The sequence below is a fragment of the Flavobacterium bomense genome (assembly GCF_003970355.1).
Genome location: NZ_RYDJ01000003.1, coordinates 26713 through 44178, shown reverse-complemented (window position 1 = coordinate 44178; position 17466 = coordinate 26713). Strand labels below are relative to the sequence as shown.

Sequence of the window (17466 nt, the reverse complement as noted above, 5' to 3'; positions counted from 1 at the left end):
ATTTTATCATTCGATTTTAATCGCAAAAAGCAGATATTTACATTCTATTTAATAAAACAAAATTCACTTGAAGCACTTCCTTATTTATATTCTCCTTTTTAATTTGGGCCTACACTGCTCTGCTCAAAGCTTTCAGGTACTCATTACAGGAAAATCAATATTGGAAACAAAGACAATCGACTCTTTAAAATATAACCCAAAACACACAAACACAAAATCAATTGAGATTGAATTAAACAGGCTGTCCGAAGATCTTTCAAGAATTGGATACATTGACAACATTACCGGACCACCAATCCAAATAAATGACTCCAGTTATCTTGCTAAAATACATTTAGGAGAAAAAATAAAAGCGATACATATATATATAGGTAGCAACAAAAAACCAAACCTTCCTATACTTTTAAAAGAAGAAGAAGAAGAAGATACTATTATACTACCTTACCCAGAAATAGATTTTTACTTGCGTAAAAAAATACAAGAATTAGAACAAAATGGGTTTGCATTAGCTAAACTAAAGCTGACAAACATCAAAAGAATAAATGCCGTTTTGTACGCCAATTTAAAAATAGAAACCGACAAGAAAAGAATCTTAAATGCGATAACCATAAATTATGAAGACACAAATTCAACTACAAAATTCCCATCCGGACATTTTGCTCAACTAAACAGAAAATACAAAACAAGCATTTTTAACCAAAAAGTACTCGATCAGATTTACACTGATTTTGAAAATTTTGGATTCATCAGTCAAATAAAATATCCGGAAATTCTATTTACAAAAGATACCACAAAAGTATACGTATATCTTCAAAAAAGAAAATCAAACACATTTGACGGTTTCATTGGATTTTCTAACAATGAAAATCAAAAAATCACATTAAATGGATATTTAGATGTACAACTCCAAAATATTTTAGGTACCGGCGAACAACTTTCAGTATATTGGAAAAGCGATGGCAATGACCAAAAAACATTTAAAGCAAGTGTAGAATTGCCCTATTTACTAAAAACTCCAATAGGCCTAAAAGCACAGATTCAACTATTCCGACAAGACACAACCTTTCAAAACACTAAAACCGCAATAGACCTGAGCTACTTCATTAATTACAACACCCGGTTTTATTTAGGATACCAAAAAACAGAATCCAGCGCTATCCAAAATTTAAACAATAATCCAATTAGCGATTTCAATAATTCGTTCCTAACGTCAAGTTTTAATTATATAAAATTAAACGCAGCCAATTCTATTTTTTCAATAAAATCAAGTCTCACACTACAATCCGGAATAGGAAGCAGAGTTCTTTATACCCTATCCGAAAATACAACAAAAAGCAACCAGTTTTTTATAAACATTCAAGGTGTACACAACTTTAACCTGAATAAAAAAAATTCCATCTATGTAAATAGTCTAAATTATTATCTACAAAGCAATAATTATGTCACAAACGAATTATATCGTTTTGGGGGATTCAACAGCGTAAGAGGTTTTGCTGAAAATAGCCTGCAAGCCTACCTCATGACTTCACTACTCACGGAGTATCGCTATATTGTATCTCCCAATCTTTACGTTCATTCAATTTTAGATTACAGTATTTACAAAGATAAATCCGCAATAGACCAACAAGACAAAAAAGAAAACTTAATAGGCATTGGAATGGGATTGGGATTACTAACAAAAAATGGATTATTCAAATTAGCACTTGCCAGTGGGAGCACCACAAATCAACCAATAGAAATCAACAATACAATTGTACACATCAGCTATAATGTCACTTTTTAAAACATTAGAAACCGATTACACGACTTTTGTTCTATTAAAAATAGTCAAAATTTAAAAATCAAAAAACATTGCGAATAGCATATTAAAATTAATTTCTAATTTACTTCAAAACTTAAATAAAAGAATTAGAAAACATTTTTTGACATGGCAAACAGTTTTCGTCTCTATTTCTTTGCATCCAGTAAGGCACAATGTCCAGCCCATACTTTTTTTAACAGAACATTTACACTACAGACAAACATAGCAGTAAAAAAAATCTAGATATCCGCAAACAATTATCATCCTATTTAAACAATATTATGTTTTCATGAGATATCTCCTGATTTTTGTTTAAAAAAAACAAAAATATTGACTAATTAATAGTAATTATTGAAAATATTAAATTATTGTTAAATTTTAACGATAAATAATTAGGAATATTAACAAATTATTAAGAGATTTGCTAAACTAATTCAAAATATTTATAAAATGAAACTAAAGTTCAATGGATTCTTTGTACTATTTGTAGTACTTATGGCGCAGCTTACTTTTGCGCAAGAAAGATCTGTTTCAGGTGTTGTTTCTGATAATGCAGGATTGCCAATACCAGGCGTGAGTGTATTAGTGAAAGGAACAAATACTGGAACACAAACTGATTTTGATGGGAAATATTCCATCAGAGCAACACCAAGCCAAGTCTTGGTATTTAGCTACATTGGGATGAAAACCAAAGAAGTAGCAGCTAGTTCTACAAACCTAAAGGTTAAATTAGCTAGTGAAGCCATGGAGCTTGAAGGTGTTGTTGTAACAGCTTTGGGGATTAAAAGAGAGAAAAAATCTCTAGGTTATGCTACTCAGGAAGTTAAAGGTGACGCTGTAGCCCTAGTAAAAAGTTCAAACTTTGTAAACTCGCTATCTGGTAAAGTTGCAGGTTTAGAAATTAAAACTTCAGGAAACTTAGGTGGGTCCACACAAGTAGTTATCAGAGGAAATAACTCAATACAAGGAAATAATCAAGCATTATTTGTAGTTGATGGTGTTCCAATAGATAACAGCAACTCAAACACAAGGGATCAACAAGCTGGTAGAGGTGGATATGACTACGGTAATGCTGCATCCGATATCAACCCTGATGATATTGAATCTATTAATGTTTTAAAAGGAGCTGCTGCAACTGCACTTTATGGTTCTCGTGCCTCTAATGGTGTTGTAATGATCACTACTAAAAAAGGGAAGAGTCAAAACGGTATTGGAATCACTATTAGTTCGAGTTTAACTTTAGGGAGAGCAGACAAAGAAACTTTGCCTAGATATCAAAATAAATACGGAGCTGGATATGGTCCTTATTATGACTCCGCTGATGGATATTTTGGATTGGCTGACGTTAACGGAGACGGTGTTGATGATTTAACAACTCCTTTTACTGAAGATGCTTCTTATGGAGCAGCATTTAACCCATCGTTATTAATTTACCAATGGAATTCTATTTATCCTCAATTAACTGAAACTTTCGGAAAAGCGACTCCTTGGGTTGCTGGTAAAGCAACTCCAAATTCTGTATGGGGTACTGGAAGTACTGCTGTAAACTCTGTTTCATTAGATGGCGGGGATGATAAAAGTTCTTTTAGATTAGGTTTTACCAACTTATTACAAGAAGGCAACTTACCAAACAGTGGTATTAAAAGAAATACAATCTCTTTCTCAGGAACTCATAATTTAACTGAAAAATTAAAAGCTTCTGCAAGTTTTAATTTTATCAAAACTGATGGAAAAGGGAGAAATGGTACAGGTTATTCTTCTACAAACGTAATGCAACAGTTTAGACAATGGAATCAAATGAACGTTGATTTCGACGAACAAAAAGCTGCTTATTTACTTACAAGAGAGAACATCACTTGGAATCCAAACTCTTCTACTAATTTAAAACCCATTTATTCAGATAATCCATATTGGACATTCTATGAAAATTATCAAACAGATACAAGATCAAGATACTTTGGTAATATAGCATTAGATGATAAATTAACTAATTGGTTGAGCATAATGGGTAGATTCTCTTTTGACACCTACAGTGAATTACAAGAGGAAAGAACAAATGTTGGAAGTGCAGACGTATCTAAATATTCAAGAAACAATAATAATGTATCAGAATACAACTACGATTTAATGTTAAACTTCAATAAAGATTTAACTGAAAAATTAAATTTAGAAGGCAACATAGGTTATAATGTTAGAAACAACATTAGAAACAGTATTTTTGCAACTACTAACGGAGGTTTAAACAAATCGCGTCTTTATTCACTTTCAAACAGTGTTAGTCCAATTCTTGCACCGCAAGAATATGAAGCAAGTAGTATGGTTGACGGTGCTTACATAAGAGCTAGTTTAGGTTATGATAATTTTGCTTACTTAGAAGGAAGTTACAGAAGTGACCGTTCATCAAATTTACCAAAACAAGATAACAGATACGGCTATTACTCCGTTTCTGGAAGTTTAGTTTTCTCTAAATATATTAATGTAGACTGGTTATCCTTTGGTAAATTAAGAGCTAATTACGCTGAAGTAGGTAACGACACGACACCATACAGTGTGTTCAACACATTCGATATTGGAACTCCATTTAACGGAACTGGTATTGCTTCAAATCCTGGTGCTCAAAATAATTTGGACCTTTTACCAGAGAGACAAAAAAGTTATGAATTTGGTTTAGAAATGACTTTCTTTAAAAGACGTCTTGGATTTGATGTGTCTTATTACAATGACTTAAATATCAATCAAATTACAAGTATTCCATTATCAACGGCTACAGGATATAATTCAGCAGTTTTAAATGCTGGAACAATCGAAAACAAAGGACTTGAGGTCCAGATTAATGGAACACCACTAAAAACAAATGATTTCAGATGGGATTTAAATTTGAACTGGTCTCAAAATAAGAGTTTAGTTGTTGAATTATTGAACGGTATTGAAAATTTACAATTAGCTTCATTACAAGGTGGCGTTTCTATTAATGCTACCCCTGGACAACCTTACGGAACCATCAGAGGTAGTGATTTTATTTATGCTGATAATGGCCAACCAATCGTTAACCAGACAGGAAGCGGATCTAGAATTGGTACGTATCAAAGAACAGGTGCAAATAACATAGTTATTGGAGATATCAATGCTGATTGGAAAGCAGGCCTTAACAACAGTTTCACATACAAAAATTTCAATTTAAGCTTCTTAATTGACATGCAAAAAGGTGGAGATGTTTTCTCCCTTGACACATGGTATGGTTATGCGACAGGAATGTATGATTTCTCAGCTGCCAATAATGAATTAGGCAACCCTGTTAGAGATCCAATTGTTGGAACACCAGGAAACTATGGAGCTAATAGTGGTGGATTTATTTTACCAGGTGCGGCTCCTGATGGAACACCAAATGCAGTTAGAGCTAATGGAAGTGTATATACAACAGCTTGGGGCTACGCTAGAGCCCCTAATAAACTTCATGTTTATGATGCGGGTTACGTGAAGTTACGTGAGGCAAGTTTAAGTTATAACTTTAGTACTAAAACATTAAAAAATTCTCCTTTCACTAATATTGTTGTATCGTTAATTGGAAGAAATCTATGGATTATTGATAAAAATACTCCATATTCAGATCCTGAAGCTGGTCTAAGTTCTGGAAATGTTCAAGGATACCAATCGGGAGCTTATCCATCAATAAGAGAAGTCGGAGCAAGTCTTAAACTACAGTTTTAAAAAATTAAATTATGAAAAAAATAATATTAACAACATTAACTATTATTACTTTAATGGTATCATGTCAATCTGACGACCAATATGAAGATAAAAATAGAGATCCAAAGAACCCTACTCAGGTTAGTTCAGATTTTTTATTCAATGCTGCGACCAAGAGTTTGTTCGATCAGATGACCAGCACCAATGTAAATACAAATATCTTTAGGATGTTAGGTCAACATTGGACTGAAACAACGTATGTAGATGAAGCCAATTATGATTTCAATACTCGTAATATCCCACAAAACCACTGGTCTGAAATGTACCGAGATGTTTTATTGGATTTAGCAACTGCAAAAACAAATAATGATGCAGATACTGCAATATCAGAGGCTACCAGAAAAACAAGAAATGCTCAAATTGAGATTTTGGCAATTTATACTTGGGCGCAAATGGTTGAAACTTTTGGAAACATTCCATATACTCAAGCGTTGAATGCAGGTAAATACGTATTACCCAAATATGATGACGCAGCGACAATTTACAGCGATTTGCTTACTCGTTTAACTGCTACAATTCCAAACTTATCTAACACCGGTTTTGGAGCAGCAGATAATATTTACGGAGGAAATACAGCTAAATGGAAAAAATTCGGTAATTCATTGTTATTAAGAATGGGAGTAAGAGTTGCGGATGTTTCGGCAATGACTGCTCAATCAACTGCTGCAATTAAATCGGCTGTTAGTGGTGGAGTATTCACATCAAACGCCGATAATGCTGCTTTAGCTTATTCCAGTGCTACTCCCAATACTAATCCAGTTTGGGTTGATTTAGTACAATCAGGAAGATCGGATTTTGTTATTGCTAATACATTAGTGGATAAAATGAATGATCTTAATGACCCTAGAAGACCTTTTTACTTCGATCAAAATAAAGGGGCAGGTGTTTACGAAGGCGGACCTTATGGTGATAATAATGCTTTTTCATCTTACACTCATGTAAGCGCAAGAGTAATAGACCCAACTAATCCAGCATCGTTAATAGATTATTCAGAAGTTTGCTTTTACTTAGCGGACGCAGCGGAGCGCTCTATATCAGGAACACCTGCTACAGCTGCTGATTTTTACAATAAAGGTATTACTGCATCATTTGACTATTGGGGAGCTCCAAATGCAGCTAATTATTTATTAAGTACTAAAGTAAATTATGCCACAGCACAAGGAACTTGGAGAGTAAAAATTGGCACCCAACTTTGGTTAGCTATGTATAACAGAGGTTACGAAGCATGGACTGCTTGGAGAAGTTATGATTTCCCTGGCTTTAACTTACCAGCAGTATCTGAAGATCCAGTTCCAACGAGATACACCTACCCTATTAATGAACAAAATTTAAATAACGCCAACTATACTGCTGCATCTGCCGCAATTGGAGGTGATAAACAAACAACAAAACTTTTCTGGGATAAATTCTAGTTATCACTTAATTCAATTATTAAAACCACCCCATTTTTTGGGGTGGTTTTTTTTTATATCTTTTGCATGATAGAAAAAGAACATAAAATATTTGAGATTAGAGCGATAATTGAAGCTATATAAGCGGGTGCAACAGTAGACAAAGTTTATATTCAAAAGGAAGCAAGAAGCAAACTAATGTAAAACTTAATGAAAGTGATGAATCGCAGAAACATCAACTTTTCGTATGTTCAAGTTGAAAAACTAAACAGATTGACTCCTAACAATCATCAAGGTGCGGTGGCAACTATCCCGACAATTTCCTTTTTTGATTTAGAATCTTTGATTGAATCCGTAATAGAGAATGGAAAGAAACCTTTGTTATTAATTTTGGTAAATATCGGATGCCCATAATTTTGGTGCTATCAAAAGAACGGCCGAATGTACAGGAGTAAATGAAATTATCGTTCAAAAAGCAGGTTCAGCACCAATAAACGATGATAAGGTAAAACATCTGCAGGCGCCGTTTTTAATATTCTTATTTGTACAGTAGGACGCATCAAAGACACTATTTTTTTGTTGCAGGCTACTGGTATAAAGAACGTTGTGGCCATTGAGAAAACAGATCAATATATATGACATTTTACTTAATGAACCCGTAGCGATTATTATAGGATCTGAAGATCGTGGTGTAAATCCTTCGTTTCTTGAAATTGTTGATAAAAAAGCAAAACTTCCAATGGTTTGGAACCATTAGATCATTAAACATTTCGGTAGCCTGTGGTGCTTTCTTATGTGAAGCGACAAGACAACGATCTTAGAATTTTTATTGTAACAACCTCTTCTAAAGAAGAGTTATGACTTCGGTAAATTCATTTTTTTTACTTGTAAAAAGTCCAGACCTTTATTAATAAATTAAAAAAACACAACAATTAATTATTCCTTATTTTCTTAGTTATTCTCCAGCAATTTACTGTCATTATGGATGGATTTTATATAATCTCTGGGCGTCAGATTACTATATAACTTAAAACTAGTGGTAAAATATGAAAATGAATTAAATCCTGTTTCATGAACCAAGAACTGTATGTTTCTTTCTCCAAGATGGATCAGCTTAATGGCGTAATCCAATCGAAACTCTCTCATATATTGGCTGATGTTCTTATTTGTCAGTTTTCTGATTCTTTTATCTAAAGTTGATTTACTAATAAAAAGCTGTTTGGACAATTCATCTATATCAACATTCAATTTCAAATTATTCAACAAATGTTCATTTACACTCGTAAGAAAATCTTTTTCAGATAATTTTATAGTAACTTTTGAAAACGGATCTGGTTTGAATTTTTTTTCTATATTATTTTTGAATTCAAGTAAATTATTGACTTTAAAAATTAACTCTCTAACCTTAAAAGGCTTTACTATAAAATCATTGACTCCGTTTTCAAGTAGCTTATACTGAACGCTATCGTCTATATTAGCAGTGATTATTACAAATGGAACTGCGTTTAGTTTACCATTTTTTTTTATATTAAAATACAAATCTTCTCCATTCATATTAGGCATCATCAAGTCACTAATAATAATATCGGGTATGTGTTTGTTTAAGTATAACAGTGCATCAATACCGTCTTTGAACCAGTTCACATTAAAACCACTCAGGCTCAATAACTCCGAGATTGAGTTGCCAAGCGCTACATCATCTTCAATCAATACTATTCCGCTTTTTTGATTTATCATGCACCTAAATTAACTATTTTTATTTTAAATTATTGTTATTATTTTTTAAATCATTAGGACTAGTATTCATATAAATTAAAATTAAAATATCTTTATTTATGATTAAAGAACTACACCTCGCAAATGAAGCAATTACACCTAAAAAATCTAACAAAAGAGACCGATTGATTTACAATTATTTTTTTATCTGATAAAATAATTTTGCGCATACAACAGAAAGGCGTATGCTTTATTAGAAATAAATTAGTCTTAATAAAATTGATTTATTATATTGAAAAAATCAAATAAATAAAACCGTCTTAGATTGATGAAAAATCTCTTAATAAACATTTCTAAAGTCACTAATACTGTATTAAAAAAACACTCCATAAATGACGCCTTAGACTTATACTTAAGCGACATTGCCAAAGAACAACAAATCGACAGCTATACTATTTATAAGAACAAAACAAAAAACGGCATAATAACCTTTCATTCTGTCAATAAAAGACCAGATAATGAAATTAACAATCCTAATCAAAACGACCATAATTACGATAATTTTTCAGAACTTTATGAAATATTATCAAAAAACAAGTCTTTGCATGGTCTTGTCAGAGACAATAAAAATGTGATTTCTAAAAAATATATGGAAACAAAAGGAATAAAATCCTATTTATTTACCCCTATATTTTCGGAAACTACATTCTGGGGCTGGATCAGCTACACCATATGCAAAGAGGAAAGAAAATGGCAAGAGGAACAAATTAAAACCTTACACACAGTTGCTAAAAATATTGGAGACAGGCTTTACAAAGATAAAATTAATATAAAATTAAAAAAAACTTTGGAAAGATTTGATTTTTACATGGCCGGTTCAAATCAAGCAATGTGGGAATGGAATATTAAAACTAAGAAAACAACCTACTCTCATAATTGGGAAGGAATGTTAGGATATACTGAAGAAGAAATCATACAAGATAAAGAATTATGGCAAAAAAGCATTCACTCAGAGGACATGATTCAAATTGCAATCGATTTAGAATATTTTGTTACGCAAAAATTAAATCGGTATGAAGGAACTTCAAGAATGATTCATAAAGACGGACATATAATATGGATAAAATATTCCGGAATACTTAAAAAAAATAAAAAAGGAAAGCCGACAAAAGTCATTGGAACACATACTGATATTAGTGAGATTAAAGAAAAAGAAAACCAATTAGAGTTGTCCGAAGCTAAATTTAGATTCATTGCAGAAAATACAACCGATATAATTTGTCAACAAAAAATGGACGGAAGTTATTACTATATTTCAAATTCTTCAAAAGAAATAATAGGATATACACCTGATGAATTAATAAACAAAAAAATATTTGATTACATCCATCCTGACGATCATACAGACATGTTGAATTATTATAAAGCGTTTCTTAATTGCAGTAAAAACAAAACGGTAACGTATCGTTTTAGAAAAAAAGACAATGCCTATATATGGCTGGAAACCACTTTAAAAACAATATTAAATCATGAAAACATAATCATTGGTATACAAACTTCCAGCAGAGATGTCAGCGATAGAATTAAAGCCACCGAAGAAATCAAGATAGCATTTGAAAAAGAGAAAGAACTTAACGAAATGAAATCTAGGTTTATTACAATGGCGTCTCATCAATTTAGAACCCCTTTGACGGTTATTTATTCCAATGCGGAACTCATTGAGCTTAAATTAGATCATTTTGACAAAAACACACACCAATCCTTAGAAAAAATAACGTTACGAATAAAAAATGAAGTAGATCGAATGATCGAGTTAATGAACAACATATTAATTTTTGGAAAATACGAATCGGAAAAAATTCAAAAAACAATAAAAGTTCTAGATTTTAATACATTCATTAACTCCTTATTAAATCTTTATTTTAATAATCAACATCACAAACGCAAAATTCAAGTAAAAATAAAAGGTGAAAAACATTTTTTTATTACAGATGAAATCTTAATGACTCACATTCTAACGAATCTAATTAATAATGCCTTTAAATATTCCAAAGGAAAACCAGACCCTTTACTCCTTATAACCTATTTAGAAAAAGAACTAGAAATAGAGGTGATTGATTTTGGAATTGGAATTCCCGAAAATGATATTCAATATGTATTTACATCCTTTTTTAGAGCTTCAAATACAACGGCAATAACTGGTTCCGGATTAGGATTAGCAGTTGTAAAACAATTTACAGATTTTTTAAACGGTAAAATAGAACTAAAAACTCAAGAAAACATTGGAACTCGAATAAAATTAATTTTCCCTTATGAAAAAAAATAATATCCTTTTAGTTGATGATGACCCAAATATTAGAGAGACCATTGCTGAACTTCTAAGGTATGAAAATTACGAGGTAAAAGTTGCCTCTAATGGCCAAAACGCTTTAGATCTACTAGAATACTGGATTCCTGACTTAATTATATGCGATATAATGATGCCCGTAATGGACGGACATGTATTCCATAAAACAATCTCAGAAAACCAATCTTTGAGCCCCATTCCTTTTATTTTTCTGACAGCAAAAAAAGAAAATAATTTGATGAGAAAATGCCTGTTAGAAGGCGTTGATGATTTTTTATCAAAACCATTTAAAATCAAAGAGTTAATAAAAACAATAGATGTAAAAATAGAACGATTTGAAAAAATAAAGAATGCCAATAATAATTTATATATTGGCAAAAAAAATCATTTTGCACATGAAATAAACACCCCTCTTTCCGGGATTTTAGGTTCAATAGAATTGCTCATGGATGCTACAGAAAACTATAAAAAAAATGAAATCGCTACATTTTATGATTCAATAAGGGTCTCTGGAGAACGATTAAACAGAACAATGCAAAACTTAATACTCTATCAAAATCTTAAAAACAATACAATCGAGTTTGATCACCAGTCAAAAACTGAAATAGCGACGACATTTGTAAATACTACAAGCAAAATTTTTGAGATTTATGATAAAAAAAACAATACAATTAATTTCAAAATAGATGAAGCTACTATAAAAATTAGTCAAAGACACTTAAAATTCATCCTATTTGAATTAATTGATAATGCATTGAAATTTTCTAAAAAGGATCCTACAATTATTGTTTCCGGCCAAAAATATAATGAGGAATACTATGAACTGGTTATTAAAGATTTTGGCATAGGGTTTAGTTCTGCTGAATTAAATAAAATTGGTGCTGCGCAACAATTCAAAAGAGAAGAGAGAGAACAACAGGGATTAGGCATGGGCCTTTATCTAAGCAAAACAATTATAAAAAAAATAAATGGTGTTTTCAGTATTGTTTCAAAAGAGAATGAAGGCACTACCATTAAAATATTCCTTCCATTAGACTCTAATTGCTGATACACATAACAAGCATCCTGCAGTTTCTCAACTAATAAAAGACCATTAGTGTCCGCTAAATCTGTTTAAACTACCTAACCTCTTTCGTATTTTTGTTTGATTTAATACTGTATTTTTTTAGGATAAATAAAACAAGACAAAGACATCTTTAGTACTTAAAACTTCGATATTATTAAAAAAAAAGCGCAATAAGTATCGTTACTTGCAATCTCCAAGGCAGTATGAAAATAAAGCCCTAATTATTAATTCATTAGGTATCTTCATACAAATCAGTTTTTCAATCCTAGTAATATAACTGTGCCAAATACCGTTCTTTTTCGAAGCAAAAAAACTAATAATATTTAACTACTCCTTCCATTTCCATATATAATATCTAGATTAAGCATCCGCAAAAAATTATCATAATATTGAGATCAATAGGTGCTTTTTTATGATAAAAAACACAATTATACTTAATTTATTTTGAATAAAAAAATTGAATAATTAATAGTATTTGTTCAATATATTGAATTATCGTTAATATTTAATAGGTTTTAATTAGGAATGTTAAGAATTTATTAAGAATTTTGAAAATCTAATTCAAAAATATTTTAATATGAAATTAATGTTTAATAGCTTTTTGGTGCTGGCAATAGCACTGATTTCGCAAGTTACATTTGCTCAGGAAAGAATGGTTTCCGGGTTGGTTTCCGACGAAAGCGGATTACCAATTCCAGGAGTTAACATTCTGGTTAAAGGAACCACAAACGGAATTCAGACTGATTTTGACGGTAAATTTCAAATCATGGTAGCACCAGAACAAATGCTGGTTTTTTCCTACATTGGAATGATCGGTAAAGAAGTCTTAGCTTCATCAACTAATTTGACAATCAAACTGAAAGATGATGCTGTACAATTAGAAGGTGTTGTAGTTACAGCCCTTGGAATCAAAAGAGAAAAAAAATCACTAGGATATGCAACTCAGGAAGTAGGCGGTGATTTACTGTCTCAAGGTGGTCAAAACAATGCAGTATCAGCTCTTTCTGGAAATGTGGCAGGGGTTCAAGTAGTTGCACCATCAACAATGGGAGGCTCTTCACGAATTATCATGAGAGGTATTGGATCCGTAACCGGAGAAAACAAACCTTTGATTGTGATAGATGGTATTCCTTTAGACAATGGTAATTATAACGACTCCAATACCGAAAGAGGAGCCGGAGGTAGGGATTATGGAGACGCTTCTGCGGATATTAATCCAGACGATATCGAATCCGTTACGGTATTAAAAGGAGGTCCTGCTGCCGCACTTTACGGGAATAGAGCCGGTAACGGTGCCATTTTGTACACTACAAAATCAGCTAAAAAAGGAAAAGGTGTAATCGAATTCAACAGTGGAATCACTCTCGAATCGATCAACATCATGCCAAACCTTCAAAACTCTTATGGTGGTGGTAATTCAACTACTTTTGGAACAGCTAACATAAACGGAACCACATACAACGTTCCTGATTATGGAACAGATGAAAGCTGGGGACCTAAATACGATCCCAATTTAAAATACCTTCCCTGGAATGCTTTTGATCCTGAATTTTCTAATGATTTTCTAAAAGAAAGGTCATGGGTTGCACCTGCTAACGATGTTCGTTCTTTTTTTAGAACTGGTGTAACACGCAACAACTCGATCTCTTTCATGAAAGCAACCGAAGATTCTAATATCAGAGTTGCCTATGCGAACCAAAGTACAGACGGAATCGTTCCAAATAGCAGACTGTCCAAAAACACCTTCTCTTTTAATGCGAGTACTAAAATATCGGATAAATTAAAAGTAGAAGCTATGGCTACCTATACTTTGACCAAAGGTTTTAACAGACCCGAACAAGGATATGGAGACAATAGTTTAGGACAAAAATTCTTTCAATGGGGACAAAGACAATTGGACTACAATGAATTAAAGGATTACAAACTGGCCAATGGCGACCAAAGAACTTGGAACAGAAAAGGTTTTGACGATGCTGCACCTAATTATTCTGACAACGCCTATTGGACCATCAATGAAAATACATCCGAAGACAAAAGAAACCGTCTTTTTGGAAACGCTAAATTGACATATAACATCACTGATGAATTATATGTAGTAGGAAATGTGTATGCTGACACTTATACTTTTAGAGTAAGTGAAAGAGTCGCTATAGGCTCACAGGCTCAATCGAGTTATACGGATCAAACCAGAACTTTAAGTGATTTCAATTATGAAGGAAGAGTCCATTTTGACAAAAAAATAGGAAAATTTAGTGTTAATTCGTTTTTAGGTGCAAACAGAAGAAATTATTCCTTCAACTCCATTCGCGGAGAGTCTGTAGGAGGATTAGTATTGCCAGGATTGTATAACTTATCCAACAGTTCTGAACAAGCTCTAGCTACTAATGAGCAACAATTCATGACCACTAATAGTCTTTATGGTTTTGCTTCGGTGGGATATGACAACATGTTATTTCTTGAAGTTACGGATAGAAATGACTGGTTTAGTACCACTAGCAAATCCGTAAACTACGCCTCGGTAACGGGTAGTTTTATTTTTTCTGAACTGACTGATATTGATTGGTTGGATTTTGGTAAACTAAGAGCAGGTTGGGCACAAGCCGGAAACAGCACATCACCTTACCGTCTTCAAAATTATATTGACGTTTATTCTCCTTTTCAAGGTGATCCACGATATAGTACGGCTTTAAGCTCTAATAACGCTGATCTTGTACCTGAATTGAAAACTACTAAAGAAATTGGTCTGGAATTCAGTTTATTCAAAAAAAGAGTAAATTTAGACGTATCCTATTATGACGTAATTACAACTGATTTAATTACACCGATACAATTAGAAACGAGCACAGGATTTAGCTCTAAACTGATTAACGCAGGTAAATTACAAAACAGAGGTATCGAAACTACCTTGAACATTAACCCGATACGAACTGAAGATTTCAACTGGGACATCACTTGGAACTTTGCTAAAAATGACAACAAATTAGTCGAATTATTCGAAGATGTAACGAGTTTACAATTAGCACAAGGGCCTTTTAGAGCACGTTTATTAGCTGTTGTAGGTCAAAAATACGGTCAACTCTACGGAACTGACTTTGTATATGACAACAATGGGAACAAGCTAGTGGGAGCAGATGGAAATTACGTAGCCTCTGAACAAAAATCACTCGGATCTATTATACCGGATTACAACATGGGAATAAGAAATGCTTTCCGGTATAAAAACTTTAGCTTGAGTGCTTTAATTGACATTCAAAAAGGTGGTAGTTATTTCTCTACTACTCACATGTGGGGAACTTATTCTGGAATGCTTGAAAATTCTGCAGCAAACGGAATAAGAGAAAATGGAATTGTTGTAGATGGTGTTTTGGCTGACGGAACACAAAATACACAAAATATTCCTGCAAGAACATGGGCACAAGCACATTACAACACTGTAGATGCTCAAAATGTTTTTGATGCTGATTACATCAAATTAAGAGAAGTATCTTTTGGATACAACTTGCCAATCAAAAAAGAAAGTCCTTTTAGCAGTATTAAACTATCTGTTTATGGAAGAAACTTATTTGCTTGGGGATTGGCCTGGAAAGGAATGGATCCAGAAATGGCTTCATACGGAAGTGGCAATACACAAGGTATCGAAGGAGGTTCATTGCCTTCTACCAGAACCTACGGAATGAACCTGGAATTTAAATTCTAATAAAAAAATCATGAAAAAAAGAATCATATCTGCCTTAGCATTTATTGCTATACTTGTAACCACAAGCTGCACCGCTGATTTAGAAGAAATCAACAATGACCCAAACAGACCGGTATCCGTACCTAGCTATGGAGTATTCAACTTTGCCAATAAAGCCATTATGGACGGAACCAGAGGCCCATTCTCTTCTGCTAGAATGACTTTACCATGGGTTCAATATTCGGCACAGACAAATTACACAGAAGAGGATCGCTTCCAATTCAGACAGGAAACCAATACTGCTTTATACAACTCCTATTATTTAGCTGCCAATAATTATAAGTTAGTCATAGATTTGAATGTAGATCCTGCAACAAGAGCTGAAATGTCATCTTATGGAAATAATGACAATCAAATAGCTGCGGCAAGAATAATGCTGGCGTATACTTTTTCTCAATTAGTAGACACCTATGGTGATGTCCCTTATTACTCTTACGGAAATAGTGATGCCGATTTTCAAGCTTTGCAATTAGAAAAAGGCATTCTGAAACCCAAATATGCCAGTCAGCAAAAAATATATGCTGATATTCTAAAAGAATTACAAGAAGCCTCTGAAATGATTGTAGCTACTGAAGTAGTTTTTACCCGAGGGGATCAACTTTTTCAGGGAAATGCTCAAAAACTAAAAAGATTCTCTAACTCCCTGCGCTTACGAATAGCAAACAGAGTAAAAGGAGTTGTTTCTGGTGCCGAAGGTCACATTACTGATGCAATCGCTTCGGGCGTTATGCTTTCAAATTCAGATAATGTTGGCTTGACTTATCAAAATGATGCCATCAATCCTAGCCCACTCTATATTGCTTTTTTTATAAACAACAGAGATGATTTTACGATTTCTAATACTTTTGTAGACTTATTAAAAGGAACTTTAGGAAACAATAGTGCGGATCCAAGGTTGCAAAAATATGCAGCTCCAATAACTGCATCCTTAGAAGATGTGGGTAACAACTTGTATACAGAAACTGATGATTTAGCCCAATATATCGGAATGCCATATGGAATTCCTAGTGCATCAGCACCATCACAGTTACCTAATACATCGCGATTTAGTTCTAATATTCTTAAAACTAATTATACTGAATACTTTATGGAATATGCGGAAGTTGAATTTTTATTGGCCGAAAATAACAATTGGAACAATACAAATTACACCAATGGCGTAAGAGCTTCCATGGAACGTTGGGGAGTCACAGCAGCTAAAATTAGTACCTACTTAACGAACCTGGCCCCACCATCAAAAGAAAATGTACTGACTCAAAAATACATAGCGCTTTACATGCAGCCTACAGAGGCCTGGTCAGAACACAGACGAACTGGATTCCCTAATACAATCTTGAAACCAGGCGGTACTTATGCCTTGAATAATCCTTTTGAAGGCGCAACAACCTATACCTTTAAAGCTTTAAACAATTTGACAGAAATGCCAAGTCGCCTTAATTATCCCGTGAACTCCCCTCAGTTAAACGGCGAAAATTATCAACAAGCATCCTCTAATATAGGTGGTGATTTACTAACCACTAAATTGATTTGGGACAAAAATTAATTATCCTTTAATTAGTTTTTAAAAAGAAGAATACTAAAAAATTACAATTTTTAAACAGTAGTAAACAAATGTTCGCTACTGTTTTTTTTTGTTTAAAAAGTTCCTTTGACACAGATTAA

At 33.0% G+C, this 17466-nt stretch carries 8 protein-coding genes and 1 pseudogene; 8 read left to right on the top strand and 1 reads right to left on the bottom strand.

Annotated elements, in window-relative coordinates; translation table 11 throughout:
* Positions 1-160 precede the first annotated feature (160 nt).
* From EKL98_RS04145 to rlmB, 4 genes and pseudogenes are all read left to right on the top strand, one after another.
* Positions 161-1783 (top strand): BamA/TamA family outer membrane protein, encoded by a 1623-nt coding sequence (locus EKL98_RS04145; protein ID WP_233589357.1) that lies wholly within the window; start codon positions 161-163, stop codon positions 1781-1783.
* 468 nt (positions 1784-2251) lie between these two features.
* Positions 2252-5509: a SusC/RagA family TonB-linked outer membrane protein gene (locus EKL98_RS04140; RefSeq protein ID WP_126561626.1), complete on the top strand. Its 3258-nt coding sequence runs from the start codon at positions 2252-2254 to the stop codon at positions 5507-5509.
* Positions 5510-5520: 11 nt separating this feature from the next.
* Positions 5521-6960: a SusD/RagB family nutrient-binding outer membrane lipoprotein gene (locus EKL98_RS04135; protein WP_126458899.1), complete on the top strand. Its 1440-nt coding sequence runs from the start codon at positions 5521-5523 to the stop codon at positions 6958-6960.
* Between the two features lie 69 nt (positions 6961-7029).
* Positions 7030-7760 (top strand): annotated as a pseudogene (gene rlmB, locus EKL98_RS04130) (23S rRNA (guanosine(2251)-2'-O)-methyltransferase RlmB).
* A 130-nt stretch (positions 7761-7890) separates the two neighbouring features.
* On the opposite strand, the gene EKL98_RS04125 reads toward rlmB, so the two are convergent.
* Positions 7891-8676 carry a response regulator transcription factor gene (locus EKL98_RS04125; protein ID WP_126458896.1) on the bottom strand — a complete coding sequence of 262 codons (786 nt, stop codon included), beginning with the start codon at positions 8674-8676 and terminating at the stop codon, positions 7891-7893.
* 307 nt (positions 8677-8983) lie between these two features.
* Here EKL98_RS04125 and EKL98_RS04120 point away from each other — a divergent pair, with 307 nt between their 5' ends.
* The 4 genes from EKL98_RS04120 (at position 8984) to EKL98_RS04105 (ending at position 17347) form a co-directional block, all read left to right on the top strand.
* Positions 8984-10981, top strand: a complete 1998-nt coding sequence (locus EKL98_RS04120; RefSeq protein WP_126458893.1) for a sensor histidine kinase — start codon at positions 8984-8986, stop codon at positions 10979-10981.
* Positions 10968-12050 carry an ATP-binding response regulator gene (locus tag EKL98_RS04115; protein ID WP_126554533.1) on the top strand — a complete coding sequence of 361 codons (1083 nt, stop codon included), beginning with the start codon at positions 10968-10970 and terminating at the stop codon, positions 12048-12050. The genes EKL98_RS04120 and EKL98_RS04115 overlap by 14 nt, the downstream gene beginning before the upstream one ends.
* A 595-nt stretch (positions 12051-12645) precedes the next feature.
* On the top strand, positions 12646-15765 hold the full coding sequence (locus tag EKL98_RS04110; RefSeq protein ID WP_126561625.1) for a SusC/RagA family TonB-linked outer membrane protein: 3120 nt from the start codon (positions 12646-12648) through the stop codon (positions 15763-15765).
* A gap of 10 nt (positions 15766-15775) precedes the next feature.
* Positions 15776-17347 carry a SusD/RagB family nutrient-binding outer membrane lipoprotein gene (locus EKL98_RS04105; protein WP_126458884.1) on the top strand — a complete coding sequence of 524 codons (1572 nt, stop codon included), beginning with the start codon at positions 15776-15778 and terminating at the stop codon, positions 17345-17347.
* The last annotated feature ends 119 nt before the right edge of the window (positions 17348-17466 follow it).

What these genes read in the sequence shown, in the direction of transcription:
- EKL98_RS04140 (WP_126561626.1), top strand. Translation starts at nt 2,252, where the DNA reads ATGAAACTAAAGTTCAATGGATTCTTTGTACTATTTGTAGTACTTATG.
- EKL98_RS04135 (WP_126458899.1), top strand. Translation starts at nt 5,521, where the DNA reads ATGAAAAAAATAATATTAACAACATTAACTATTATTACTTTAATGGTA.
- EKL98_RS04125 (WP_126458896.1), bottom strand. Translation starts at nt 8,676, where the DNA reads ATGATAAATCAAAAAAGCGGAATAGTATTGATTGAAGATGATGTAGCG.
- EKL98_RS04120 (WP_126458893.1), top strand. Translation starts at nt 8,984, where the DNA reads ATGAAAAATCTCTTAATAAACATTTCTAAAGTCACTAATACTGTATTA.
- EKL98_RS04115 (WP_126554533.1), top strand. Translation starts at nt 10,968, where the DNA reads ATGAAAAAAAATAATATCCTTTTAGTTGATGATGACCCAAATATTAGA.
- EKL98_RS04110 (WP_126561625.1), top strand. Translation starts at nt 12,646, where the DNA reads ATGAAATTAATGTTTAATAGCTTTTTGGTGCTGGCAATAGCACTGATT.
- EKL98_RS04105 (WP_126458884.1), top strand. Translation starts at nt 15,776, where the DNA reads ATGAAAAAAAGAATCATATCTGCCTTAGCATTTATTGCTATACTTGTA.